The following is a 23,692-nucleotide window of genomic DNA, read 5'->3' on the forward strand; positions in this document are numbered from 1 at the left end:
AGGATGTCAAACACGCCCATCGAGCTTAAAGGCAGCAGTTTCACGTTATCAGTGGTTCATTTGCATGACGCTCACCCGGAAGTTATTCGCAAAGCGCTGGAAGACAAAATAGCTCAGGCACCGGCTTTTTTGAAAAACGCGCCTGTGGTTGTGAATATCGCCGGGCTGGAAGGGCCGGTGGACTGGCAGCAAATCCATCGCGCCGTGAAGGCAAGCGGGCTGCATCTGGTGGGCTTCAGCGGCTGTAAGGACGACACGCTGAAAGCGGAGATTGCTCGCGCCGGCATCGCTTTGCTGAATGAAGGTAAAGAGAAGGCCCGGGCGGCGCAGCCTGTCGTGCCTGAAATCCCCGTCGAACCCGTTGTTACTCCCATCACAAAAACGCGAATTATTGATGCGCCAGTCCGATCTGGTCAGCGTATTTATGCCCCGCATTCTGATTTAATTGTGACTAATCACGTCAGCGCGGGTGCGGAGCTCATCGCCGATGGCAACATCCATATCTACGGCATGATGCGAGGACGCGCGCTGGCAGGCGCCAGCGGCGAGCGAGAAGCGCAAATTTTTTGCACAAGCCTTGCGGCGGAACTGGTTTCTATCGCAGGGGTATACTGGCTGAGCGAGCAGATCCCGGCCGAATTTTATAACAAAGCCGCCCGCCTGAGACTGGCTGAGGGCGCTTTGTCTGTTCAACCTTTGATTTAAGCCCTTTTCACAAGGAATTCCTTTATGGCACGCATTATTGTAGTTACATCAGGTAAAGGGGGCGTTGGCAAAACCACCTCCAGCGCGGCCATCGCTACGGGTTTGGCCCAGAAGGGAAAAAAAACCGTTGTTATCGATTTCGATATTGGTCTGCGTAACCTTGACTTGATCATGGGATGTGAACGCCGTGTCGTATACGATTTCGTTAACGTTATCCAGGGCGATGCCACACTTAATCAGGCGCTGATTAAAGACAAAAGGACCGACAACCTTTACATTCTCCCGGCGTCGCAAACGCGCGACAAAGACGCGCTGACGCGTGAAGGGGTGGAGAAGGTCCTGGACGATCTGCAAAAGATGGATTTCGACTTTATCGTGTGCGACTCCCCGGCCGGCATCGAAACCGGCGCGTTGATGGCGCTTTACTTCGCGGACGAAGCCGTGATCACCACCAACCCGGAAGTCTCCTCGGTACGCGATTCAGACCGTATTCTCGGCATTCTGGCCTCCAAATCTCGCCGCGCCGAGAACGGCCACGATCCGATTAAAGAACATCTGCTGCTGACCCGTTACAACCCGGGCCGCGTCAGCAAAGGCGATATGCTGAGCATGGAAGATGTGCTGGAGATCCTGCGCATTCCGCTGGTTGGGGTGATTCCGGAAGATCAATCTGTGCTGCGCGCCTCCAACCAGGGCGAGCCGGTGATTCTGGATTCCGCCTCGGACGCAGGCAAAGCGTACGCCGATACCGTTGAACGTCTGTTGGGAGAAGAACGCCCTTTCCGCTTCATTGAAGAAGAGAAGAAAGGTTTCCTCAAACGCCTGTTCGGAGGATAACTCATGGCTTTACTAGACTTTTTTCTCTCACGAAAAAAGAGTACCGCGAACATCGCGAAAGAACGACTGCAAATAATCGTGGCGGAACGTCGACGCAGCGACGCCGAGCCGCATTATTTACCGCAGCTGAAAAGGGATATTCTTGAGGTCATCTGTAAATATGTACAGATTGATCCAGAAATGGTTACGGTCCAGCTCGATCAAAAAGGCGACGATATTTCGGTGCTTGAGCTCAACGTAACGCTGCCGGAAGCGGAAGAGTCGAAATAAAAAAAAGCCCTGGAGTTTTATCCAGGGCTTTTTAATTTCTGTCCGGGTTTACGCGTTGCTAAAAATTTAATTTTCGGAACGCGCTCATTGACTGGAAATATATACAGCTTTACCGCACATATTCCTGCAGCAGCGTCTTAATTTCATCGCCCATTAATTTTTCCCGCCAGCCGCTGATTAATTCCGGCAGCATAGTTTGCGTCCTGAGCTGCCAGTGCCAGTTAAGCAACTGGTTAATTTGCCTACGGGAAGCAAGCAGTTCCGCGCTTACGCCTTTCGCCTTGCTTATCTCCTGCACCAGCGCCTTGATGGCTTTGAAAGCGCTGCGATAGCCTGGCATATCAACCAGATTTTGCAGCGGCGCAGGCAGCGCCTCTTCAGGCAGCGCCTGCGCTTCGCTCACCATCGCCAGTAGCGTTTTGCCATGGAAGCGGATTTCGCTGCCGGAGAGCCCCAGACCGTCGAGTTCGCCAAGGGAGCCCGGCATATAGCGCGCCACCTGCCACAAGTGTTCCTCACGCACCACGAAGTTTACCGCCAGGTCACGCTCGCGAGCTTTACGCAGCCGCCATGCCGCCAGCAACTTCAGACAGGCGAGCTGGCGCGGGCGAAGCTGCCAGGCGTTACCAATTTCGCGCCAGGCCTCTTCCGGGTCCAGCGTTTCGCTGCGGCGCAGCACCATCAGGCGACACTCGTCCAGCGCCGCTTCCAGCCAGCCCGCTTCGGCAGTCTCATCCATCAGCTGACGCGCAATGGGCAACAGATACCAGACGTCAGCGGCGGCATAGTCGCACTGGCGATCCGTCAGCGGGCGCGCCAGCCAGTCGGTGCGCGATTCGCTCTTGTCGAGCGCCACGCCGGTATATTTCTCAACAAGGGTGGCGAAGCCGCAGGAGAGCGGATTGCCAACGAAAGAGGCCAGCACCTGGGTATCAATAAAGGGCTGCGGCATCATGCCGAAAGCGTTCTGAAACACTTCCAGGTCTTCGCTGCCCGCGTGCAGGAATTTTGTGACTGCATCATCCTGCAATAGCGCCTGAAACGGCGCCCAGTCGGTGATGGTGAGCGGGTCGATAAGCGCTACGGTCTCGCCATCGTAAAGCTGGATGAGGCCAAGCATTGGGTAATAGGTACGGGTTCGGACAAATTCGGTATCCAGCGCCAGCGCCGGAAAACGACGAGCCGCCTCGCAAAGCTGCAAGAGCGCCTCATTGGTGGTAATCATCTGATAATTCAAATCACTCTCTCTTAAGTTTGCGCCCATAAAAAACGCCGGCGGAACCGGCGTCTGGACGACTTCTTCGCAACTCAGGGGGTATTGTTACCCGTGCGGCGCGCTTCGTCACGCAGTTCTCGCCGCAAAATTTTGCCGACGTTGGATTTGGGCAGCTCCTGGCGGAACTCCACCAGCTTCGGCACCTTATAGCCGGTGAGATGCCGACGACAAAAGGTGATAAGCGCCTCTTCGCTAAGGTTCGGATCTTTCTTCACCACGAAGATCTTCACGGTCTCGCCGCTCACGCCTGAAGGCACACCCACGGCCGCCACTTCATGGACGCCGCTGTGCTGCATCACCACATCTTCGATTTCGTTAGGATAGACGTTAAAACCCGAGACCAGGATCATATCTTTTTTACGATCGACGATGCGCATAAAGCCCTGTTCGTCCATGACCGCGATATCGCCGGTGTGCAGCCAACCATCCTTGATTATCTCATCGGTGGCGTCGGGGCGCTGCCAGTAACCCAGCATGACCTGCGGCCCTTTCACGCACAGCTCGCCCGGCAGCCCAGGCTCCACTTCCCGCCCTTCGTCATCCACCAGTTTGACTTCTGTTGAAGGCACCGGCAGGCCGATGCTGCCGCTGTGATAGTCGATATCGTGAGGGTTAACGCTTACCAGCGGCGCGCATTCCGTCAGGCCGTAGCCTTCCAGCAGATACTGCCCGGTGAGTTTTACCCAGCGCTCCGCTACCGCATGCTGCACCGGCATGCCGCCGCCTGCGGAAAGATGAAGCGTGGAAAAATCGAGCTGCTGGAACTCTTTGTTGTTCAGCAACGCGTTGAAAAGCGTATTGACGCCCGTCATGGCGGTGAAGGGGTATTTCGCCAGCTCTTTAACCAGCCCCGGAATATCGCGCGGGTTGGTGATTAACAGATTTTGTCCGCCCAGCTCAATAAACAGCAGGCAGTTCATGGTCAGCGCGAAGATGTGATAGAGCGGCAAGGCGGTGACCACCAGCTCTTTGCCCCGATGCAGCAGCGGCCCGTAAGTGGCGTTCACCTGCTCAAGATTTGCAAGCATATTGCGGTGCGTTAACATCGCCCCTTTCGCCACGCCGGTCGTGCCGCCTGTGTATTGCAGGAAAGCGAGATCTTCCGGCAGCACCTCAGGCTTCACATACTGCAGGCGATAACCCGCGTGCAGCGCGCGGCGAAACGAAATGGCGTCCGGCAGATGGTATTTCGGCACCAGCCGTTTCACATACTTCACGACAAAGTTAACCAGCGTGCCTTTGGTGGCGGAGAGCTGATCGCCCATGCGGGTAAGGATAACGTGCTTCACCTGGGTTTTATCGACGACCTTTTCCAGCGTGTGAGCAAAGTTAGAAACGATAATAATGGCGCTGGCGCCGCTGTCGTTTAGCTGGTGCTCCAGTTCGCGGGGCGTATAGAGCGGGTTGACGTTCACTACAATCATGCCGGCGCGAAGAATGCCGAACAGCGCGACCGGGTATTGCAGCAGATTCGGCATCATCAGCGCGACGCGGTCCCCTTTCTGCAGACCCAGGCCCTGTTGCAGATAAGCAGCGAAAGCGCGGCTGCGCTCTTCGAGCTTACGGAACGTCATCACCTCGCCCATATTGATAAATGCCGGCTGGTCGGCATAACGCGTGCAGGCGTGTTCGAATAGCTCTACCAGGGACTGATAACGATCGGGATTGATTTCTGCCGGAACGTCGGCCGGATAACGGTTAAGCCAAACCTTCTTCAATGCGTCACCTCTGAAAATCGTATTCGTCGTCATCACAACCCCGCAGCAATAAACATGTTGTTAACATTATTTTAACTCAGCGTACCAGTTTATTAATTAAGCTGGTTTCAGGTTGCGAAGCGCGTCACTAATTATTTTTGTTATGGGTTATAAACAAATAAACAGCGGACCGGCCGCTGTTTATTTTTATTAAAAAATCAATCAGTTACTCGGTTACTATTGTCTGAACAGGCGCGGGGCCAGGGCTATACCAGACGCCGGGACCGTAACCCCAGGGGCGATTGTAAGGCCCCCAGTACCAGGGATCTATCGGCTGTGGCGGCAACATAACCTGTTGCGTAACGCGCCAGCGCTTAAAACCGTTAACCTGCATCACCATATATTTGTAGGTAGCGTCGCCAACTTTACCTTCAGCGGTGCCGGTTATCGGCCCCACGACGGTGATAAGCTGATTGCGGTAGTCGACCGGGTCGAGGAAGGTGCTGACATCGGCGTAAATACGGCCGCGCGACGGCTGACCAAGCAGCGGCCGCGCCCCTTCATCGAGCGGCACGGTGGCAATTTCGAGACGGGTTTTGCCCTGTTCATTCTTCACGTTGATCACTTTGCCGCCGAAGCGCGCTTCCTGACCGACATAAAGCTGCGGAGCATTCATGACCCGCGCCAGATCCTGCTGCGGGGTTGGGCTGGTGCCTTTAATGGCATCCGGCACGCTAACGCAACCGCTCAGGGCCAGCGCGGCGAACAGCGCCAGCCAGCCCCTTTTTTTCATTTGACTCGCCATACCGCAACTCCTTAACCCAGCGACAGTGCGCTGAGCAACTATTCTCTGCCGGGCAGTTTTTTCCACGCCACTTCGTTACGCAGATAAACCGGCTCGGCGTTTTCTACCGCGACGGTGCGACCGGCAATGAAAAGCTGACAAGCCAGCGGCAGCATATCTTCCGCCGCAGGCAACAGCATCTCGCCGTCGTAAAGCGACAGGTCGCTGTCCTGCGCAAGGCTGGGCCATGCGGGCCAGCCCGTACCCACCGTAGCCCATTCGCCGTCAAGCTGTTTCAACCGTTCGGCAACCGCGTCGGGTTTCAGTACTGTCTCCGTCTCTTCGCCATGCCACACGCCTTCGTGGTCGCGCTGGTATTCGCCCCAGTAAACCTCGCCCATACGGGCGTCGATGGCGGCAAGTACGCGTGTCGCGCCGGTTTTGCGCCAGGCGCCCTGCGCCATCGTGGCAAGCGTTGAAACGCCGATCATCGGCAGGTTCGCGCCAAGCGCCAGGCCCTGGGCGATGCCGATGCCGATACGCACGCCGGTAAAACTGCCGGGGCCGCGGCCAAAGGCCAGCGCGCTTAGCTCAGACAGCGAAACGCCGCTCTGGTTCAGGATCTCGCGCACCAGCGGCAGAATGCGCTGGGTATGTTCGCGTGGACAAAGTTCAAAGTGGGCATAGGCGGTACCGTTGTCCCACAGCGCAGCCGAACAGGCTTCCGTGGCGGTATCAATGGCCAGAATTCGCATAGCTAAATTGCACTCTCGCGAGGTGTGGTATTCAAAATGGCGCGCATATTACCATAGTCTGGCATAAATTACTGCGCGCCGCCGTCGGCGAGGAAGCGCGCCGCCTGCTGAATGTCGCGGGTTCGCGGCGTGGGCGGCAGGCTTTTCAGGAAGACGGCGCCATAAGGCCGCATCACCAGCCGGTTATCGCAAATTACCAGCACGCCGCGGTCGTCCACGTCGCGGATAAGTCGCCCTACCCCCTGTTTCAGCGTAATGACGGCGTCCGGCAACTGCACCTCATCGAATGGGTCGCCGCCGCGCAGTCGACAATCCTCCATGCGCGCCTTAAGTAGCGGATCGTCCGGCGACGTAAAGGGGAGTTTGTCGATGATGACCAGCGACAGCGTATCGCCGCGTACGTCCACCCCTTCCCAGAAGCTGCTGGTGGCGACCAGCAACGCATTGCCCGCCGTAACGAACTGCTCAAGCAGCTGTCCCTTGCTGGTTTCGCCCTGCAGCAGCACCGGCAGCGAGAGCGTGGCGCGGAACTGCTCCGCCAGCTCGCGCATCATGGCGTGCGAGGTACAGAGCATAAAGCAGCGGCCATTATTAGCTTCAATCAGCGGCCTTAGCATAGCGGCCAGCGCCCGGCCTGCGTTGGGCTGATTAGGCAACGGCAGGCCGCGCGGCACGCAAAGCAGCGCCTGACGGGCGTAGTCGAAGGGGCTTTGCAGCAGCAGCGTTTTCGCCTCGTCAATGCCCAGCCGCGCCGTGAAGTGGTGCAATTCGTCGTTAACGGAAAGCGTCGCCGAGGTGAAAACCCAGCTTCCCGCTTTTTGCGCCATCACCTCTTTAAACTTATCGGCCACCGTAAGCGGCGTCAGCGCCAGCGTGAAGTGGCGCGAGTTGCACTCATACCAGTAGCTGTAGCCGGGCTTGTTGAACTCTTTAAGCCGTTTGAGGCGGGCGCGATAAAGCGTGGCGCGCTCAAAGGCGGCATCCAGCAAAGCGGAGCGGCCAAGCGAAAGCTTCGCCACGTCGTAGCAAAGCTCCAGCGCGTCATCCAGCAGCAGCAGCGCGCGCTGAATGGAAGCGTCGGCTAACAGCTCGCGTAAATTCCCCCGAAACCCCGGATCGCCAAGTTGCATACGGAAATCCTGCGTGCTCTGGGCCAGGCGGTCGGCGCATTTTTGCAGCTGTTGAGTATCTTTGACCTCGGTGCGGTAGGCGATGGTGATATCTTTAGCGAGATCCAGCAGTTGGCGGCTGGAGAGCGACTGACCGAAATACTGGCTGGCGATATCGGGAAGCTGATGCGCCTCGTCGAAGATCATCACTTCCGCTTGCGGAATAAGCTCTGCGAACCCGCTCTCTTTCACCACCATATCGGCAAGAAACAGATGGTGGTTTACCACGACGATATCCGCCTCCATCGCTTTTTTGCGCGCTTTGACGACGAAACAATCTTTATAGAGCGGGCAGTCGCTGCCGAGGCAGTTGTCGTTCGTACTGGTGACGAGTGGCCAGACGGCGGCGTCTTCCGCCACGCGTCCGCATGTGCTGATATCGCCATCCACCGTTTCATTGGCCCAGCCGCGCAGATGAATAACGTCGCTTAAGGTCTGAACCGGCAGGTCGCCTCCCGCCAGCGCCTGTTGCTCCAGCCGTTCAAGACAGAGGTAGTTGGAGCGCCCTTTCAACAGCGCCAGCTTGCCTTTGTATTCCAGCGCCCGCGCCACGGTGGGAAGATCGCGGCTGTAGAGCTGATCCTGCAGCGCTTTCGAGCCGGTTGAAATAATCACCTTTTTGCCGGAGCGTAAAGCGGGCGCGAGGTAAGCGTAAGTTTTCCCGGTGCCGGTGCCTGCCTCCACCACTAAAGGTTCGGCGGCGCCGATAGCTTCAGTCACCGCCTGCGCCATCTGGCGTTGCGGCTCGCGGGGCTTAAAGCCCGGTATCGCTTTGGCTAACTGGCCATCTGCTGCAAAATCGTCCGTCACACTGCCCCCTGGTTAAATTGCCAGTGATTATGTCAGGGCCGACTCCCTTTCGCCAGCCGAAGAGGTGACGTCGGCGGCGGAGTATGCCAGGCTTGCGGCGAAACTTACGAAAAGGAAAAAATCATGACGATTAAGCGAATCAATCCGGAGGCGCGCTGGTCCGACGCGGTTATCCATAATCAGACCCTTTATTACACTGGCGTGCCGGAAAACCTTGATGCCGAAGCCTATGAACAAACCGGCAATGTGCTGGCGCAGATTGATGAGGTACTAAAGGCGCAGGGCAGCGATAAAACGCAGCTGATTGACGCGACCATTTTTCTGGCTGACGGCGACGATTTCGCCGCCATGAACCGCGCCTGGGATGAATGGGTGGTGGCGGGCCATGCGCCGGTGCGCTGCACCGTGCAGGCGAGGCTGATGAACCCGGCTTATAAAGTGGAAATTAAAATTATCGCCGCCGTATAAAAAAACGCGGATCGCCCCGCGTTATTCATCTTCTTCTTCATCCTCGAAACGGGCGACGATGCGGTCGCCCTGATGGCTGGCGCGAATTTCTTGCGCCACCTGAGCGATAGCCTGACCGCTGCTCATACCCTGGGCCATCAGCTCCTGAATACGCTCGACCGCTTTCTGCTGCTGCTCATGCGTCAGCGAAGGTAAACCTGCAAACATCGTTAACTCCTGTTACATTGCTGCCGTCAATTATTTCACGCCCCGTGCGCGGACGCCAGACGCCGTCCCGGGGCATAGCGGTGTAGACGTCGATGAAAACCCACTCCTCCCCCACTCTGCTTACGCTTCCCTGGCGCCGCGACGCGCTGCTGGACTATTTCGCCGCGCTGAGCCCTCAGCCCTGGGCGATGCTGCTGCATTCCGGCTTTGCCAGACATCCCCATAACCGGTTCGATATCCTGGTCGCCCAGCCGTTGGCGACGCTGGAAACGCGCGGCGATGAAACGGTTATTCGCCGCGCCGCCACCAGCGAAACCTCTGGGGCCGACCCGCTTACGCTGCTTCAGCGCGAGCTTGACCGTTGCGGCATTACGCCGCAGCCAGCCGTGGACCTGCCGTTTCTGGGCGGCGCGCTGGGGCTGTTTGGCTACGATCTCGGGCGTCGTTTTGAGAAGCTGCCGCAACACGCACAGGCGGACGTTCACGCGCCCGATATGGCGGTGGGGATCTACGACTGGGCGCTTATCGCCGATCATAAGCTTGAACGCCTGACGCTGGTTTGTCACGGCGACGCGCAGGCGCGGCTCGCCTGGCTTCTGGCGCAGAAACCTGAGACTGCCGCGCCGTTTCGCCTCACCAGCCGCTGGCAGGCGAATATGACGCGCGAGCAGTATGGCGAAAAATTCCGCCGCGTACAGGATTATTTGCTGAGCGGCGACTGTTATCAGGTCAACCTGGCGCAGCGTTTTCAGGCAAACTATGAAGGGGATGAGTGGCAGGCGTTTATGCGCCTTAACGAGGCCAACCGCGCCCCCTTCAGCGCCTTTTTGCGCCTGCCGCAGCACGCCATTCTGAGCCTGTCGCCCGAGCGTTTTATTTTGCTTGAGCAAAACGCGATTCAGACCCGGCCGATTAAAGGCACGCTGCCTCGCCTCGCCGACCCGCAGGAAGATGCAAAACAGGCGCAAAAGCTGGCGTGCTCGCCTAAAGATCGCGCTGAAAACCTGATGATTGTCGATCTGCTGCGCAATGACATCGGCCGCGTAGCGACGCCCGGCAGCGTACGGGTGCCTGAGCTTTTTGTCGTAGAACCTTTCCCGGCGGTACATCATCTGGTCAGCACCATTACCGCCACGCTGCCGGAAAACCTGCATGCCACCGACCTGCTGCGCGCCGCGTTTCCCGGCGGTTCTATCACCGGCGCGCCTAAAGTGCGGGCGATGGCGATAATCGAGGAGCTTGAGCCGCAGCGACGCAACGCCTGGTGCGGCAGCGTGGGCTATATCAGCTTTTGCGGCAATATGGACACCAGCATTACCATTCGCACCCTCACCGCGCAAAACGGCACGCTTTATTGCTCCGCCGGCGGCGGCATCGTGGCCGACAGCGAGGCGTCAGCGGAATATCAGGAAACTTTTGATAAAGTTAATCGTATTCTGCGCACTCTTGAGGAGGAATAATGCAGACGACGGAATTGTCACTGGACACTTTTTTATCGCGTTTTCAACTGCTGCGCCCGCAGGTGAATAAGGCCTCGCTTAATCAGCGCCAGGCGGCGGTTCTGGTGCCGATAGTGCGCCGCCCCGAGCCAGGGTTGCTGCTGACCCAGCGCTCAGCGCAACTTCGCAAGCACGCAGGCCAGGTCGCCTTTCCCGGCGGCGCCGTGGATGACACTGACGCCTCTTTAATCGCCGCCGCATTGCGGGAAGCGCAGGAAGAGGTCGCTATTCCTCCCGAAGCCGTAGACGTTATCGGCGTACTGCCGCCGGTAGACAGCGTGACCGGTTTTCAGGTTACGCCAGTCGTGGGCATCATTCCGCCCAATCTGCATTATCACGCAAGCCAGGATGAAGTGGCGGCGGTGTTTGAAATGCCGCTTGCCGAAGCGCTGCGGCTGGGGCGCTATCATCCGCTCGATATCCATCGCCGGGGCAACAGCCACCGCGTCTGGCTCTCCTGGTATCAGCATTATTTTGTCTGGGGAATGACCGCAGGCATTATTCGTGAGCTGGCTCTCCAGATAGGCTTTAAACCCTGACTCGTATTGTGTGTAAAAAATTGCGATCCACAGCACTTTATTAGGTTGATTGGCGTTAGCCATTAGTATAATTCATGTGAATAGTTAACAGCGCAGAACAATAACCTCTTACACTATGCGCAGTTTTCACATCGTCATTGATATCACAATGACCCTGTCAGGAGTTAAAGCGTGATTAGTATATTCGACATGTTTAAGGTGGGCATTGGTCCCTCCTCTTCCCATACCGTAGGGCCGATGAAGGCCGGGAAGCAGTTCGTCGATGATCTGGTCGAAAAAGGATTACTCGAAGACGTCACCCGCGTTGCGGTGGATGTTTACGGTTCACTGTCGCTGACCGGCAAAGGACACCATACCGATATCGCCATTATTATGGGCCTCGCGGGCAACGAGCCGGCGACGGTGGATATCGACGCCATTCCCGCATTTATCCGCGACGTAGAAGCGCGCGGCCGCCTGCTGCTGGCGCTGGGACGTCATGAAGTGGATTTTCCGAAAGACAACGGCATGCGTTTTCACAGCGATAACCTTTCGCTGCACGAAAACGGCATGCAGATCCACGCTTTTAAGGGCGAAACGCTGCTTTACAGCAAAACGTACTACTCCATCGGCGGCGGTTTTATCGTTGACGAAGAGAATTTTGGTAAAGACGCCGCCAGCGAAGTGACCGTGCCGTATGCGTTTGATTCCGCAAAAGCGCTGCTGGCGCACTGCCGGGAAACCGGCCTTTCTCTCTCTGGTCTGGTGATGCAGAACGAACTGGCGCTGCACAGCAAGAAAGAGATTGAAGAGTACTTCGCGAACGTCTGGCAGACCATGCGCGCCTGTATCGATCGCGGGATGAATACCGAAGGCGTATTGCCAGGCCCTCTGCGCGTACCACGTCGCGCCTCCGCGCTGCGCCGTATGCTGGTCTCCAGCGATAAGCTTTCTAACGACCCGATGATCGTCGTTGACTGGGTGAACATGTTCGCGCTGGCGGTGAACGAAGAAAACGCGGCGGGCGGTCGCGTGGTGACTGCGCCAACCAACGGCGCATGCGGCATCGTCCCGGCGGTGTTGGCGTATTACGATCACTTTATCGAATCGGTTAGTCCCGATATCTACATCCGCTATTTCCTGGCGGCGGGCGCTATCGGCGCGCTTTATAAAATGAACGCGTCTATTTCAGGCGCGGAAGTGGGCTGCCAGGGCGAAGTGGGCGTCGCCTGCTCAATGGCGGCGGCGGGTCTCGCCGAGCTGCTGGGCGCAAGCCCGGAACAGGTGTGCGTAGCGGCGGAGATAGGCATGGAGCATAACCTGGGCCTGACCTGCGACCCGGTTGCCGGCCAGGTGCAGGTGCCGTGCATCGAGCGTAACGCCATTGCCTCCGTGAAGGCGATTAACGCCGCGCGCATGGCGATGCGCCGCACCAGCGAGCCGCGCGTCTCTCTCGATAAAGTAATCGAAACCATGTACGAAACCGGCAAAGACATGAACGCGAAATACCGCGAAACTTCGCGTGGCGGTTTAGCCATTAAAGTCCAGTGCGACTAATCAATCGAAGCGCCGCTCCCGCGGCGCTTTTTCTTTCTCTGCCAGCAAATCCTTCTGCACGAACCCCGCTACACTTGCTATGTTATTACTCACCTTTCGCCAGTAGCTTTAAGGGTTAATCAGGGATGCTCACTGCGCAGCGCATAGTCAAAACCTATCGCCGAAAAAGAATTATTGTCTGTCTCGCACTGGCAATTGCAACGCTGCTGTTAACCACAGGCGTGCGTTACCTTACCGAACGTAACCGTAACGACCAGCGCGTTACGCTGTTTACTGCCCGTGCGGTGGCGACCGTCGAGAGCCTGCTCGAACCGCTGGCCGCCGCACGCAGCGCGTTGTTCCCGCTGGTCGGTCAGCCTTGTGAAAACGTCGAAGGTCCACTACGCGTGGAAACCGCGCGATTGCAAACGTTGCGCGCCATTGTGCTGGTTAAGGACGGTGTTGTTTATTGCTCCAGCATCTTCGGCAGCCGTAACGAAATGCTGCGGCAGCTGCAACCGAAGCTGCCCTCTCCCTACCCGCAAATGCTGCTGACGCGCGACAACTCTTTGCTGAAAGGCAGTTCTGTATTGATTATCTGGACGCCGACATCGCCAGACGGCCAGGATGGCATTCTTCAGGCGCTGAATATCGAGCTGCTAGCCAGACTGATGCTCGAGCCCGCCCGCCCCTGGGTTGACCACGTGGTGCTGAACGTAGGCGATGTGCATCTGGAATATGGTAAAGGCGTGGTGCAAAGCCTGCCGGGCGAGCCGGGGCTTGAAACGCGGGAAGGCGTTTCCGGACGCTTTCCTTTTTCGGTCACGGTTATTGGCCCGCCTGGCGATCGTCTCGCGCTGAAGGCGCTGCCGGGTCAACTGCCGCTGGCGCTGATTTTAAGCCTGTTGATCGGCTATATCGCCTGGCTTGCCACCGCGGGCAGAATGAGCTTTTCCCATGAAATCAACCTTGGGCTCGCCGCCCGGGAATTTGAAATATATTGCCAGCCGTTGGTCAATGCGCGTAATCAGCAGTGCACCGGCGTTGAAATTCTGCTGCGCTGGAACAATCCGCGCCAGGGCTTTATCTCTCCGGATGTGTTTATTCCGCTGGCCGAACAGCAAAACCTTATCGCGCCGCTGACGCGCTATGTGCTGGCGGAAACGGCGAGTCAACTGCATCATTTTCCCGTTTCGCCGCACTTCCATATTGGCATTAACGTGGCGGCGAGCCATTTCCACCGCGGAAAAATCGTAGAGGATTTACAGCAATTCTGGTTTGCGCGTCAGCCTTCGCAGCCGCTTTTCCTTGAGCTTACCGAGCGGGACGCCCTGCCGGATGTGGACCACCGTGTCGTGCGGGATCTGCACCAACTGGGCGTTAAGCTGGCAATTGATGATTTCGGCACCGGGCAAAGCTCCCTTGCTTACCTTGAGATGCTCCACCCCGACGTGCTGAAGATAGATAAAACCTTTACGGCTGCGATTGGCACAGACGCTGTGAATTCAACCGTCACCGATATCATTATCGCGCTGGGAAACCGGCTGCATATCGACCTGGTGGCTGAAGGGGTGGAAACGGCGGAACAGGCCGCCTATCTGCGCCGTCGGGGCGTTACGGCGCTGCAGGGTTACCTGTACGCCAGACCGATGCCGCTGCATGCCTTCCCGGCCTGGCTTGAGACTCATCCTGACGCTGAGAATAAAAAAAACGGCGCCGCTTTGGGGGCGGCGCCGTTGCGTTAGTTCGCGTTACTCTTCTTCATCGTGGTGCGGCGTCTCTTTCACTACCCGCACCATGTCCACGCGGTATTTGTTTGCTTCAACGATGGTGATGCGTAAAGGCGCCACTTCCAGTTCATCGCCCGGACGCGGGATCTGGCCGTTTACCGCGATCACCAAACCGGCGACTGTCGCGATATCTTCTTCGTCATTCACCAGCGTGTTGATTTCAAGGTGCTGCTGCAGTGCATGCAGGTCCGTGCTGCCTTTCACCAGCCAACCGTCATCGCCGTCGCGCGTGATTTCCGGCGTTTCGTCAGCATCCGGGAATTCACCGGCAATCGCCTCCAGCACATCCAGCGGCGTAACCAGCCCCTGAACAACGCCAAACTCGTTGTTAACGATAACGAAGCTGCCGCGGGCGCGACGCAGCACGCCAAGGAGGTTGATAGGATCCAGCGTTTCAGGCACGACGATAGCTGGCGTGGCCGACGCGATAGCGGCGACGTCGACGCCCTCTTCCAGCGCAACCAGTAACTCCTTAGCGCGAACCACGCCAATCAGCTCATCAAGCTCGCCCCGGCAAACCGGGAACAGGCTGTGCGGAGAAGAGAGCAGCTGTTCGCGAATTTCATCCACGCTGCGATCGGCATCCACCCAGCTAATTTCACCGCGCGGTGTCATGATACTGCGCAGGGAGCGAGAAGCCAGCGTCAATACGCCGTTTATCATGTAGCGTTCTTCTTCAGCAAAGGCTTCGTCATGCACCGGCACTACCGCATTCGTATTCTCCGCCTGCGGCTGGGTGCTCTTCTGGCGGCGGTTGCCCATCAGGCGCAGAATGGCTTCTGCGGTGCGGGCGCGCAGCGGCAGACGAGACTGGTGCTTGATAAAGTTACGACGGGCGATCTGGTTAAAGAGCTCGATAATAATAGAGAAGCCGATAGCCGCGTAGAGGTATCCCTTCGGAATATGGAAACCAAACCCTTCCGCTACCAGACTCAGACCAATCATGAGCAGGAAGCTCAGACAGAGCACCACGACCGTCGGGTGCTGGTTCACAAAGTTAGTCAGCGGTTTCGACGCCAGCAGCATCACGCCCATCGCAATAACCACAGCCGCCATCATCACCGGCAGATGGTTAACCATGCCGACAGCGGTAATCACCGCATCCAGAGAGAAGACCGCGTCCAGCACCACAATTTGCAGCACGACGACCCAGAAGCTCGCGTAGCCTTTGCCATGCGTATCGTCATGCTGGCGGTTCTCCAGCCTTTCATGCAGTTCGGTGGTCGCTTTAAACAGCAGGAAAATACCCCCGAGCAGCATGATCAAATCACGCCCCGAGAAAGTGAAATCCCAGACGGTGAACAGCGGACGGGTGAGCGTTACCATCCACGAAATCAGCGACAACAGGCCCAGACGCATAACCAGAGCCAGCGAAAGCCCGATAAGACGCGCTTTGTCTCGCTGCTTTGGCGGCAGTTTATCCGCAAGGATGGCGATAAAAACGAGGTTGTCGATGCCCAGAACGATTTCCAGCACAACCAGCGTTAATAAGCCCGCCCAGATAGAAGGGTCCATTAAGAATTCCATGCGTTGCTCCTGCTAAAGGAATGACTAAACGGCACCCCAAAATATGTGGGCGCTAAAAGGGAATAAACAGAGGATAAATACGGAGAAACGCCAGGCTGGCGCAAGGCCGCGACGGGCCAAAAGGTGTTACGGCGTCGGTGACGGTCCATAGGGTGGGCTACTGCCCGCTACTCCTTAAGATTAAACAGAAAGCTACATTAACAAAGCCATTACGGCTTTGGCAAAGATTTACCAGAATTTGCAATTTTCCTGACACTTCTTTCGCCCATATTTTAGCGCATCGTGCGCGAGTGTGAGACATGCCTCAATAACAGAGCTTCGTCACATAAAATATTTTTTCACTGTCTAAAATAATTCGCGTAACAGATTCTTTTTATTAACAAACCCCTTTTTTTGCATTGGTTCGGTACGCCGAAACTCGTTCTTGATGCGCCCTGAACGGCGCGTTCGGACTCACAAAGGAGGTAGCAAGTGACTATTGCTATTGTCATAGGCACGCACGGTTGGGCTGCGGAACAACTGCTGAAAACCGCCGAAATGCTGTTAGGCGAGCAGGAAAACGTAGGCTGGATTGATTTTGTTCCCGGCGAAAATGCCGAAACGCTGATTGAGAAATATAACGCCCAGCTGGAAAAGCTGGATACCGCAAGTGGTGTGCTGTTTCTCGTCGATACCTGGGGCGGCAGCCCTTTCAACGCCGCCAGCCGTATTGTCGTCGATAAAGAGCATCATGAAGTTGTCGCTGGGGTCAACATCCCCATGCTGGTTGAAACCCTGATGGCCCGTGATGACAACCCCACGTTTGATGAGCTGGTGGCGCTGGCGGTGGAGACGGGTCGCGAAGGCGTGAAGGCGCTGAAAGCGAAACCGGCGGAAAAGGCGGCTCCCGCGACGGTGGCGGCTCCCGCTCAGAAAACCGCCGCGCCAGCCAAACCAATGGGCCCGAACGATTATATGGTCATCGGCCTTGCCCGTATCGATGACCGTTTGATTCACGGCCAGGTGGCGACGCGCTGGACCAAAGAGACCAACGTTACGCGCATTATTGTGGTCAGCGATGAAGTGGCCGCTGATACAGTGCGTAAGACGTTGTTGACGCAAGTCGCCCCGCCGGGGGTAACCGCGCATGTGGTGGACGTGGCGAAAATGATCCGCGTTTATAACAACCCTAAATATGCGCGCGAGCGCGTCATGCTGCTCTTCACTAACCCGACCGACGTGGAGCGTGTGGTCGAAGGCGGCATTAAGATCACCTCAGTTAACATCGGCGGCATGGCCTATCGCCAGGGCAAAACCCAGGTTAACAATGCCGTATCGGTGGATGAAAAAGATATTGAGGCCTTCCGGAAACTCAACGAACGCGGCATTGAGCTGGAAGTTCGTAAAGTCTCTAACGATCCCAAACTGAAAATGATGGATTTGATCAGCAAAGTAGCGCGCTGACGGCGGCGCCTTGCTGAAGGCGTTTTTTACTCAGTTCACCTCTAAGTAGTTAATGGCATAGGAGAAGTACAATGGAGATTACCACTCTTCAGATTGTGCTGGTGTTCATCGTCGCCTGTATTGCCGGTATGGAATCGGTGCTGGATGAATTTCAGTTCCACCGTCCCCTGGTAGCCTGTACGTTAGTCGGCGCCGTGCTGGGCGATATGAAAACCGGCATCATCATCGGCGGTACGCTGGAAATGATTGCTTTGGGCTGGATGAACATCGGCGCCGCCGTCGCGCCCGATGCGGCGCTGGCGTCGATTATTTCCGCGATCCTGGTTATTGCGGGCCATCAGAGCATTGGTGCAGGTATCGCCCTTGCTATTCCGCTCGCAGCGGCAGGTCAGGTGCTGACGATTATCGTGCGTACGATCACCGTGGGCTTCCAGCACGCGGCAGACAGTGCGGCGGAGAAAGGCAATCTTACGGCGCTTTCCTGGATCCACGTCTCGTCCCTTTTCTTACAGGCGATGCGCATCGCTATCCCGGCGGTTATTGTGGCGATTTCTGTCGGCACCAGTGAAGTGCAGAACATGCTCAACGCTATTCCGGAAGTGGTAACTGGCGGTCTTAATATCGCGGGCGGCATGATCGTCGTCGTCGGTTATGCGATGGTCATTAATATGATGCGCGCAGGCTACCTGATGCCGTTCTTCTATCTCGGCTTTGTGACTGCAGCCTTTACTAACTTTAACCTGGTGGCGCTGGGCGTTATCGGCGCGGTAATGGCGGTGCTTTATATTCAGCTGAGCCCGAAATACAACCGTTCCGCAGCGGCCCCTGCGCAGGCTGCCGGTGCTAACGATCTTGATAACGAACTGGACTAACAGGTGAGCGAAATGGTTGATATGACAAAAACAACAGGCGAGAAAAAACTCACTCCTGGCGATGTTCGCAGCGTATTCCTTCGCTCTAACCTCTTCCAGGGTTCATGGAACTTCGAACGCATGCAGGCGCTCGGCTTCTGTTTCTCCATGGTGCCGGTCATCAGACGGCTCTATCCGGAAAACAACGAAGCGCGACGTCAGGCTATCAAACGCCATCTGGAGTTTTTTAACACGCATCCTTACGTCGCCGCTCCTGTGCTTGGCGTGACGCTCGCTATGGAAGAGCAGCGCGCCAACGGCGCCGAAATTGACGATGGCGCCATTAACGGGATCAAAGTAGGTTTGATGGGACCGCTTGCAGGCGTCGGCGACCCGATTTTCTGGGGAACCGTGCGTCCGGTATTCGCAGCGCTCGGCGCAGGCATTGCAATGAGCGGCAGCCTGCTTGGGCCGTTGCTGTTTTTTGTGTTCTTTAACCTTATCCGCCTTGCCACCCGCTATTACGGCGTGGCCTATGGCTACCGCAAAGGGGTAGATATTGTTAAAGATATGGGCGGCGGCTTTCTGCAAAAGTTGACGGAAGGGGCATCGATACTCGGTCTGTTTGTTATGGGGGCGCTGGTTAACAAGTGGACCCACGTCAACATTCCGCTGGTTGTCTCGCGCATCACTGACCAGACGGGCGCTGAAAAAGTCACGACGGTGCAGACTATCCTCGACCAGTTGATGCCGGGCCTGGTACCGCTGCTGCTGACCTTCGCCTGTATGTGGCTGCTGCGCAGAAAAGTTAACCCGCTGTGGATTATCGTGGGCTTCTTTGTTATCGGCATCGCCGGCTACGCGGTTGGTTTGCTGGGTCAATAATTAGTATTTATGCTGCCGGGGGCTTGCTGCTCCCGGCTTTTTTTTGATGGAGAAAGTATGACGCTTACGGATGGAGTTTTACTGCTGTGCATCCTCCTCCTGCTTGGCTGGGCTATTTATGATGAATGGATACTGGATAAACGCTACGGCAAGACGTTGCTGGCGGTCCCTTTGTTGAGGCGTGGCCGTGTCGACAGCCTGATTTTTGTCGGTCTGACGGCCATTCTTATCTATCAAAATGTTACGCAACGGGGGACGACGCTGACGCTCTGGTTATTGTGCGCGCTGGCGCTGGTCGTTATTTATCTTTTCTGGATCCGCATTCCCAAAATCCGCTTTAAAGCGCAGGGCTTTTTCTTTGCCGGCGCCTGGATAAAATATAACCGCATTAAGGTTATGAATTTATCCGAAGACGGCGTACTGGTAATGGAATTAGAACAACGCCGGTTACTTATCCGTGTGAGAAATATAGACGACCTGGAGAAGATCTCTCATTTTCTCTTGAAAAGTCAATAGGATGAATATATAGCAACGGCTATCTTCGGCGTTTAAAAAATAAACTGCGATATAGCCATTGCTATATTGCTGCCCGCTTTAATTAATCCACATTGCGTAACAGTACATTCACAATGAGATAAATGAAACGCGTTATCGCTAATGAATTAAAATAATAATCTCGTTTGTTGTCTCGCAACGCTTAATTATGTTAAGGTTGCGGCCGTCGTTGGGGAGTAGCCGATTTCTGTAAAAGGAAATGTACGCGTCAACATACTCGTTGAAAAACGTGGCGCGTACGGACTGACAGCCCGTCAGTCAGGCGAGACCATAGGCACGCTAACTGCTGTTTACTGGGGGCAGTGCGCGTGTATATGGAAAACCCCGGTCAGGACGTTGTGATGAATCTTTCCGCCACCCTACTTCTCGCCTTCGGCATGTCGATGGATGCGTTCGCCGCCTCCATTGGTAAAGGCGCTACGCTGCACAAACCCCGTTTTACCGAAGCGCTACGCACAGGTCTTATTTTTGGCGTTATAGAAGCGATCACCCCGCTGGTCGGTTGGACGCTTGGACAAGTCGCTACGCATTTCGTGATGGAATGGAACCACTGGGTTGCCTTTGTACTGCTTGTCTTCCTCGGCGCGCGAATGATTATCGAAGGGGTACGCGGCTGTGGAGAAGATGACATGGCGCCGCTGCGTCGCCATAGCTTCTGGCTACTTGTCACCACGGCATTCGCCACCAGCCTCGATGCCATGGCGGTGGGCGTAGGTCTCGCTTTCCTGCAGGTCAATATTCTCTATACTGCGCTCGCTATTGGCTGCGCCACGCTCATTATGTCTACGCTCGGCATGATGGTCGGCCGTTTTATCGGCCCGCTGCTTGGCAAACGGGCCGAAATTTTAGGCGGGCTGGTGTTGATTGGCATCGGATGCCAGATCCTCTGGAGCCACTTCGCCGGTTAAGCCTCACGAACCCAGACGCGCAGACAAAAATCGGTTTCACAATGAAAGATGTCCTGCCGACGCAGCTGCTCCCCTACTTCCGGACGCGCGCGCCAGGCAAATGGCGTCATCTGTAATAGCGCGGCGGCCTCATTGCCCGTAAGCGCCATCGGATAGCCCAGTTCGCTCTGCTGAAGGCGACGAAAACCCGGCAGCGTCTCGTTATCCGTCTCGTGCAGCAGCACATTCTCATAAATCAATCCCTTGAGCTGAACCAGATGCCGTGGTCCGGGCGCCACGGTTATCACCACTCCGCCTGTCTTAACGACCCGCGCCAGTTCCCCGGCGTTGCAGGGCGCGTAAATACGAATAACCGCATCCAGAGAGGCATCGGCAAAAGGCAAACGATGGCTGGAGGCAACGCAAAACTGCGCCTGCGGATAGCGTTTCGCCGCAAAGCGGATGGCCGTTTTGGAGACATCAAGGCCAAATGCCTGCGCTCCTCTGGCGGCGGCGATGTCTGCAAACCAGGCTGTGTAGTACCCTTCCCCACAGCCGATATCCAGCACCGCTTCGGCCTGCTCCGGCAGTGCTTTGCTCAGCGCCTCGCCGACCGCCTGGCGCAGCGCGTCATAATGGCCAGCCTCCAGAAAAGCGCGTCGCGCCAGCATCATTTCCGCGCTATCGCCTGGATCTTTGGACCGCTTATGCTGAACTGGCAGCAGGTTGACATACCCTTCTTTCGCCTTGTCGAACTGATGCCCGTGCGGGCAACAATAGCTTTTCGCTTCCACCTTCAACGGGGCGTGACAAAGCGGGCAAATAAAAGACATAACGACTCCGGCGCAACTGAAAGGCCGAAAGTGTAGCGCGATTTAGTAGGTGGGGAAACGCTGGATAAACAGCAGCAGGAAAACAAAAGCCCCGCAAAAGCGAGGCTTTAGACTCTGACTTGTGCGCGCCAGGCAACACAAGGTCAGCGCTTATGCGATCAGATAGCAGTTACGTTAACTGCTGCCGGACCTTTCTGGCCGTCCTGAATTTCGAACTCAACGTTCTGACCTTCAGCCAGGGTTTTGAAGCCGTTACCCTGGATTGCAGAGAAATGTACGAATACATCTTTGCTGCCGTCTGCCGGGGTAATGAAACCAAAACCTTTAGACTCGTTGAACCACTTAACTTGACCTTTAATCTTTGCCATTTTGCAAATTCCTTAAGAGTATTTTCATCGCCCGCAGGCATTACTGAGATAAAACTGAGACATTACTGCATGAGGCACTAAAATAAGGTTCGGCAGAGAAGCGGTATTCAACGACAACGTGTTTACTCAGGACTTCTTTACTGAAAATGCCACACATAAACAGAACTGTACCTCGTTTGACCCACAAGTTGTTATCACATACAACGTAAATAATGGCAAGCCATTTTTAAACGTGTCTCGATCTAACGCACATATTCAGAGTTAGCTAACAAAGCGTCTGGCTGAGGCGCCAGTTATCGTAGCTAACACTCTGCCGCTTAACGTTTTTCGTTTCGCTGCGAGTTATGCCCGTTGAGGACTTTTTTACCATAGCTCAATAGCTTCGGTTCGTCCAGACGACTAAGAACATTCTTAAACGCAAAAAAGCATATGGTTATAATTTTTATCTTTTCTTTAATAAAAAATACTGATAACCGTTATTACCTGCAAGGCTGATTAGGTATCCAGCGGCAGATTAAGGTGTACAAAGGAATAAGGGTTGTACAATTTTAATAATATAGTGCACCAAAATAATGACGATTTAATGACGCTGCATCAAAACGAGGCGGCTTCGCGCTTCGAATATAAGTTATATCGCCAGTAAAGCATGAATTTATTATGCGTGAGCGCCTGTTTAATAATTAAAGCTTATTGCCAGGCAAGGATAAATATTGACCGATTTTAAGAGGGGAAAACGTTTCGCTCTTTTCTTGCTGCTTTTCCAGCTCAGCCAGCAACTCTCGCGGCGGCGCGTCAAGCGACTCATCGGTAAGTTCAAATACCCCCCAGTGAATAGGAATGCTCAGCGGGCGGCCTAACTGCTGCCACAGGCGCACCGCATTTTCAGGGTCCATATGGTGGGGCCACATAAACCAGCGTGGCGCATAAGCGCCGATAGGAATAGCCGCGGCATCCAACGGGCCGAGGCGCTCAGGAATTTGCAACAACTCCGGCATATAACCCGTATCGCCGCTAAACCAAAAGCGCAGCGCGCTGCTTTGCGCAACCCAGCCGCACCACAAGGTGCGATCCCTATCCCATAATGTTCGCATGCTCCAGTGCTGTGCGGGCACACAGGTTACCGTCAGCCCTTGCCAGCTAACACTTTGCCACCAGTCCAGCTCCGTCACTTTTTTTATGCCGAGGCGGGCGAACCAGCGCCCCAGCCCCAACGGCACAAAAAACTGGACTTGCGGAAACCGCCGGTGAAGCTGACGCACCGTGGCGCGATCGAGATGGTCGTAATGGTTATGAGAAATAAAGATGGCGTCGAGCGCGGGAAGCTCGGACGGTGCCAGCGCCAGCGGCGTTTTGCGTAATGGCCCGTAAAATGTCAGCGGCGACGCACGCCTCGAAAAAACCGGATCGGTAAGAATGTAGAGCCCGTTAATGCGCAGTAATAAAGAGGCATGGCCAAGCCACCACATCCCATCCTCTTCTCCCCTGATTTCCGCTCTTTGCCACCACTGTTGCAGGAACGCGTCATAACCGCCCTGTGGTGGATGCGGAAGCCCCTGGGCTTTCCGCTCTTTCTGCCAGCGCTCGACGTCGCCCGGCTGATGACCGACAGGCGAAAGGTTACGAAAACCTTCAGGCGAGTGATGAGGTTGGGCAGGATTAAACCAGGGATTGCGCCAGGCCATAGCTTCTCCGCCAGAGTAGGTTTAACGCTCGGCCACCAGACGGACAAAATCATCAGCGGGCGGCTGTGGTTTTTCCGCAGACTCCGCCGCCGCGGCATCCGGCTCGTTGGCTTCACAAAGACGCCGCAGCAGGGCGTTTTGCCGTTTTTGCTGATCGAGCAGCGCTTCGAGCAGTTCAATTTGCTCATTGGCTCTGACGCTTGCCCGGTTCACAAAGAACCAGACTATCAGCCCTACAAGCGTAACCAGCAGAGAAAGAGCAAGCGCAGCGATATTCAATGCGCCGGAGTTCATTAATTCGTTCATGTTGCTACCTCAGAAAGACGGGCCATTCTACCAC

The 23,692-nt window shown here is 55.8% G+C and carries 25 protein-coding genes and 1 riboswitch; of the genes, 13 read left to right on the plus strand and 12 right to left on the minus strand.

Annotation, left to right across the window (positions count from 1 at the left end):
- The first annotated feature begins 3 nt into the window (after window positions 1-3).
- The 3 genes from minC to minE are packed head-to-tail and all read left to right on the plus strand — an operon-like array spanning window position 4 to window position 1,812.
- The gene (gene minC / locus MT962_RS09315; RefSeq protein WP_024555721.1) at window positions 4-705 is read left to right on the plus strand and encodes a septum site-determining protein MinC; all 702 of its coding nucleotides are present in this window, start codon (window positions 4-6) and stop codon (window positions 703-705) included.
- 24 nt (window positions 706-729) lie between these two features.
- Window positions 730-1,542 carry a septum site-determining protein MinD gene (minD, locus tag MT962_RS09320; protein ID WP_024555722.1) on the plus strand — a complete coding sequence of 271 codons (813 nt, stop codon included), beginning with the start codon at window positions 730-732 and terminating at the stop codon, window positions 1,540-1,542.
- Between the two features lie 3 nt (window positions 1,543-1,545).
- Entirely contained in the window at window positions 1,546-1,812 is a 267-nt protein-coding gene (minE, locus tag MT962_RS09325) for a cell division topological specificity factor MinE (protein ID WP_024554730.1), read from the plus strand.
- A 109-nt stretch (window positions 1,813-1,921) separates the two neighbouring features.
- Here the strand turns inward: minE and rnd are convergent, their stop codons facing one another.
- From rnd to MT962_RS09350, 5 genes are all read right to left on the minus strand, one after another.
- A complete protein-coding gene (rnd, locus tag MT962_RS09330; RefSeq protein WP_024555723.1) occupies window positions 1,922-3,037 on the minus strand; it encodes a ribonuclease D in 1,116 nt (371 codons plus the stop codon).
- Between the two features lie 83 nt (window positions 3,038-3,120).
- A complete protein-coding gene (fadD, locus tag MT962_RS09335; RefSeq protein ID WP_024555724.1) occupies window positions 3,121-4,806 on the minus strand; it encodes a long-chain-fatty-acid--CoA ligase FadD in 1,686 nt (561 codons plus the stop codon).
- A gap of 205 nt (window positions 4,807-5,011) precedes the next feature.
- Complete coding sequence (locus tag MT962_RS09340) at window positions 5,012-5,590, minus strand: Slp family lipoprotein (RefSeq protein ID WP_024555725.1); 579 nt, start codon at window positions 5,588-5,590, stop codon at window positions 5,012-5,014.
- A gap of 38 nt (window positions 5,591-5,628) precedes the next feature.
- A complete protein-coding gene (tsaB, locus tag MT962_RS09345) occupies window positions 5,629-6,324 on the minus strand; it encodes a tRNA (adenosine(37)-N6)-threonylcarbamoyltransferase complex dimerization subunit type 1 TsaB (protein WP_247365463.1) in 696 nt (231 codons plus the stop codon).
- 68 nt (window positions 6,325-6,392) lie between these two features.
- A complete protein-coding gene (locus MT962_RS09350; RefSeq protein ID WP_024561565.1) occupies window positions 6,393-8,303 on the minus strand; it encodes an ATP-dependent DNA helicase in 1,911 nt (636 codons plus the stop codon).
- A 123-nt stretch (window positions 8,304-8,426) separates the two neighbouring features.
- Here MT962_RS09350 and MT962_RS09355 point away from each other — a divergent pair, with 123 nt between their 5' ends.
- Window positions 8,427-8,771 (plus strand): RidA family protein, encoded by a 345-nt coding sequence (locus tag MT962_RS09355; protein ID WP_024555728.1) that lies wholly within the window; start codon window positions 8,427-8,429, stop codon window positions 8,769-8,771.
- 21 nt (window positions 8,772-8,792) lie between these two features.
- Here the strand turns inward: MT962_RS09355 and MT962_RS09360 are convergent, their stop codons facing one another.
- Window positions 8,793-8,978, minus strand: a complete 186-nt coding sequence (locus MT962_RS09360) for a YoaH family protein (protein ID WP_024555729.1) — start codon at window positions 8,976-8,978, stop codon at window positions 8,793-8,795.
- A 92-nt stretch (window positions 8,979-9,070) separates the two neighbouring features.
- On the opposite strand from MT962_RS09360, the gene pabB reads away from it, so the two are divergent.
- From pabB to MT962_RS09380, 4 genes are all read left to right on the plus strand, one after another.
- Complete coding sequence (pabB, locus tag MT962_RS09365) at window positions 9,071-10,438, plus strand: aminodeoxychorismate synthase component 1 (protein ID WP_247365464.1); 1,368 nt, start codon at window positions 9,071-9,073, stop codon at window positions 10,436-10,438.
- The gene (locus MT962_RS09370; RefSeq protein ID WP_024555731.1) at window positions 10,438-11,016 is read left to right on the plus strand and encodes a CoA pyrophosphatase; all 579 of its coding nucleotides are present in this window, start codon (window positions 10,438-10,440) and stop codon (window positions 11,014-11,016) included. The genes pabB and MT962_RS09370 overlap by 1 nt, the downstream gene beginning before the upstream one ends.
- Window positions 11,017-11,187: 171 nt before the next feature.
- Window positions 11,188-12,552: an L-serine ammonia-lyase gene (gene sdaA, locus MT962_RS09375; protein ID WP_024555732.1), complete on the plus strand. Its 1,365-nt coding sequence runs from the start codon at window positions 11,188-11,190 to the stop codon at window positions 12,550-12,552.
- 125 nt (window positions 12,553-12,677) lie between these two features.
- Window positions 12,678-14,276, plus strand: coding sequence for an EAL domain-containing protein (locus tag MT962_RS09380; RefSeq protein ID WP_024555733.1), 1,599 nt, complete (start codon window positions 12,678-12,680; stop codon window positions 14,274-14,276).
- Between the two features lie 6 nt (window positions 14,277-14,282).
- On the opposite strand, the gene yoaE is transcribed toward MT962_RS09380, so the two are convergent.
- Complete coding sequence (gene yoaE / locus MT962_RS09385) at window positions 14,283-15,848, minus strand: CNNM family cation transport protein YoaE (RefSeq protein ID WP_024561619.1); 1,566 nt, start codon at window positions 15,846-15,848, stop codon at window positions 14,283-14,285.
- 471 nt (window positions 15,849-16,319) lie between these two features.
- Here yoaE and manX point away from each other — a divergent pair, with 471 nt between their 5' ends.
- From manX to mntP, 5 genes are all read left to right on the plus strand, one after another.
- Window positions 16,320-17,291: a PTS mannose transporter subunit IIAB gene (manX, locus tag MT962_RS09390; protein WP_024561620.1), complete on the plus strand. Its 972-nt coding sequence runs from the start codon at window positions 16,320-16,322 to the stop codon at window positions 17,289-17,291.
- A gap of 71 nt (window positions 17,292-17,362) precedes the next feature.
- Entirely contained in the window at window positions 17,363-18,163 is an 801-nt protein-coding gene (locus MT962_RS09395; RefSeq protein WP_024555736.1) for a PTS mannose/fructose/sorbose transporter subunit IIC, read from the plus strand.
- A gap of 12 nt (window positions 18,164-18,175) precedes the next feature.
- Window positions 18,176-19,027 (plus strand): PTS mannose transporter subunit IID, encoded by an 852-nt coding sequence (locus MT962_RS09400; protein WP_024555737.1) that lies wholly within the window; start codon window positions 18,176-18,178, stop codon window positions 19,025-19,027.
- Window positions 19,028-19,084: 57 nt separating this feature from the next.
- Complete coding sequence (locus MT962_RS09405) at window positions 19,085-19,543, plus strand: DUF986 family protein (protein ID WP_247365466.1); 459 nt, start codon at window positions 19,085-19,087, stop codon at window positions 19,541-19,543.
- Between the two features lie 198 nt (window positions 19,544-19,741).
- A riboswitch (yybP-ykoY riboswitch) is annotated at window positions 19,742-19,842 on the plus strand.
- Between the two features lie 81 nt (window positions 19,843-19,923).
- Entirely contained in the window at window positions 19,924-20,490 is a 567-nt protein-coding gene (mntP, locus tag MT962_RS09410; protein ID WP_024561622.1) for a manganese efflux pump MntP, read from the plus strand.
- Here the strand turns inward: mntP and rlmA are convergent.
- The 5 genes from rlmA to MT962_RS09435 form a co-directional block, all read right to left on the minus strand.
- Window positions 20,487-21,302: a 23S rRNA (guanine(745)-N(1))-methyltransferase gene (rlmA, locus tag MT962_RS09415; protein ID WP_247365468.1), complete on the minus strand. Its 816-nt coding sequence runs from the start codon at window positions 21,300-21,302 to the stop codon at window positions 20,487-20,489. The genes mntP and rlmA overlap by 4 nt on opposite strands.
- Before the next feature lie 158 nt (window positions 21,303-21,460).
- The gene (gene cspE / locus MT962_RS09420) at window positions 21,461-21,670 is read right to left on the minus strand and encodes a transcription antiterminator/RNA stability regulator CspE (protein ID WP_001062678.1); all 210 of its coding nucleotides are present in this window, start codon (window positions 21,668-21,670) and stop codon (window positions 21,461-21,463) included.
- Window positions 21,671-21,710: 40 nt separating this feature from the next.
- Window positions 21,711-21,827 carry a DUF2627 domain-containing protein gene (locus MT962_RS09425; RefSeq protein WP_049293386.1) on the minus strand — a complete coding sequence of 39 codons (117 nt, stop codon included), beginning with the start codon at window positions 21,825-21,827 and terminating at the stop codon, window positions 21,711-21,713.
- A gap of 523 nt (window positions 21,828-22,350) precedes the next feature.
- Window positions 22,351-23,352: an MBL fold metallo-hydrolase gene (locus MT962_RS09430; RefSeq protein WP_024561624.1), complete on the minus strand. Its 1,002-nt coding sequence runs from the start codon at window positions 23,350-23,352 to the stop codon at window positions 22,351-22,353.
- Between the two features lie 21 nt (window positions 23,353-23,373).
- A complete protein-coding gene (locus MT962_RS09435; protein WP_024561625.1) occupies window positions 23,374-23,658 on the minus strand; it encodes a YebO family protein in 285 nt (94 codons plus the stop codon).
- Window positions 23,659-23,692 lie beyond the last annotated feature (34 nt).

It is taken from the genome of Franconibacter sp. IITDAS19 (assembly GCF_023079515.1).
GTDB classification, from domain to species: domain Bacteria; phylum Pseudomonadota; class Gammaproteobacteria; order Enterobacterales; family Enterobacteriaceae; genus Franconibacter; species Franconibacter pulveris.

What these genes read in the sequence shown, in the direction of transcription:
- MT962_RS09430 (WP_024561624.1), bottom strand. Translation starts at nt 23,352, where the DNA reads ATGGCCTGGCGCAATCCCTGGTTTAATCCTGCCCAACCTCATCACTCG.
- MT962_RS09400 (WP_024555737.1), top strand. Translation starts at nt 18,176, where the DNA reads ATGGTTGATATGACAAAAACAACAGGCGAGAAAAAACTCACTCCTGGC.
- tsaB (WP_247365463.1), bottom strand. Translation starts at nt 6,324, where the DNA reads ATGCGAATTCTGGCCATTGATACCGCCACGGAAGCCTGTTCGGCTGCG.
- cspE (WP_001062678.1), bottom strand. Translation starts at nt 21,670, where the DNA reads ATGGCAAAGATTAAAGGTCAAGTTAAGTGGTTCAACGAGTCTAAAGGT.
- MT962_RS09370 (WP_024555731.1), top strand. Translation starts at nt 10,438, where the DNA reads ATGCAGACGACGGAATTGTCACTGGACACTTTTTTATCGCGTTTTCAA.
- MT962_RS09360 (WP_024555729.1), bottom strand. Translation starts at nt 8,978, where the DNA reads ATGTTTGCAGGTTTACCTTCGCTGACGCATGAGCAGCAGCAGAAAGCG.
- mntP (WP_024561622.1), top strand. Translation starts at nt 19,924, where the DNA reads ATGAATCTTTCCGCCACCCTACTTCTCGCCTTCGGCATGTCGATGGAT.
- MT962_RS09425 (WP_049293386.1), bottom strand. Translation starts at nt 21,827, where the DNA reads ATGTGTGGCATTTTCAGTAAAGAAGTCCTGAGTAAACACGTTGTCGTT.
- MT962_RS09340 (WP_024555725.1), bottom strand. Translation starts at nt 5,590, where the DNA reads ATGGCGAGTCAAATGAAAAAAAGGGGCTGGCTGGCGCTGTTCGCCGCG.
- MT962_RS09380 (WP_024555733.1), top strand. Translation starts at nt 12,678, where the DNA reads ATGCTCACTGCGCAGCGCATAGTCAAAACCTATCGCCGAAAAAGAATT.
- minE (WP_024554730.1), top strand. Translation starts at nt 1,546, where the DNA reads ATGGCTTTACTAGACTTTTTTCTCTCACGAAAAAAGAGTACCGCGAAC.
- minD (WP_024555722.1), top strand. Translation starts at nt 730, where the DNA reads ATGGCACGCATTATTGTAGTTACATCAGGTAAAGGGGGCGTTGGCAAA.
- yoaE (WP_024561619.1), bottom strand. Translation starts at nt 15,848, where the DNA reads ATGGAATTCTTAATGGACCCTTCTATCTGGGCGGGCTTATTAACGCTG.
- minC (WP_024555721.1), top strand. Translation starts at nt 4, where the DNA reads ATGTCAAACACGCCCATCGAGCTTAAAGGCAGCAGTTTCACGTTATCA.
- MT962_RS09355 (WP_024555728.1), top strand. Translation starts at nt 8,427, where the DNA reads ATGACGATTAAGCGAATCAATCCGGAGGCGCGCTGGTCCGACGCGGTT.
- MT962_RS09405 (WP_247365466.1), top strand. Translation starts at nt 19,085, where the DNA reads ATGACGCTTACGGATGGAGTTTTACTGCTGTGCATCCTCCTCCTGCTT.
- pabB (WP_247365464.1), top strand. Translation starts at nt 9,071, where the DNA reads ATGAAAACCCACTCCTCCCCCACTCTGCTTACGCTTCCCTGGCGCCGC.
- rnd (WP_024555723.1), bottom strand. Translation starts at nt 3,037, where the DNA reads ATGATTACCACCAATGAGGCGCTCTTGCAGCTTTGCGAGGCGGCTCGT.
- MT962_RS09435 (WP_024561625.1), bottom strand. Translation starts at nt 23,658, where the DNA reads ATGAACGAATTAATGAACTCCGGCGCATTGAATATCGCTGCGCTTGCT.
- rlmA (WP_247365468.1), bottom strand. Translation starts at nt 21,302, where the DNA reads ATGTCTTTTATTTGCCCGCTTTGTCACGCCCCGTTGAAGGTGGAAGCG.
- MT962_RS09395 (WP_024555736.1), top strand. Translation starts at nt 17,363, where the DNA reads ATGGAGATTACCACTCTTCAGATTGTGCTGGTGTTCATCGTCGCCTGT.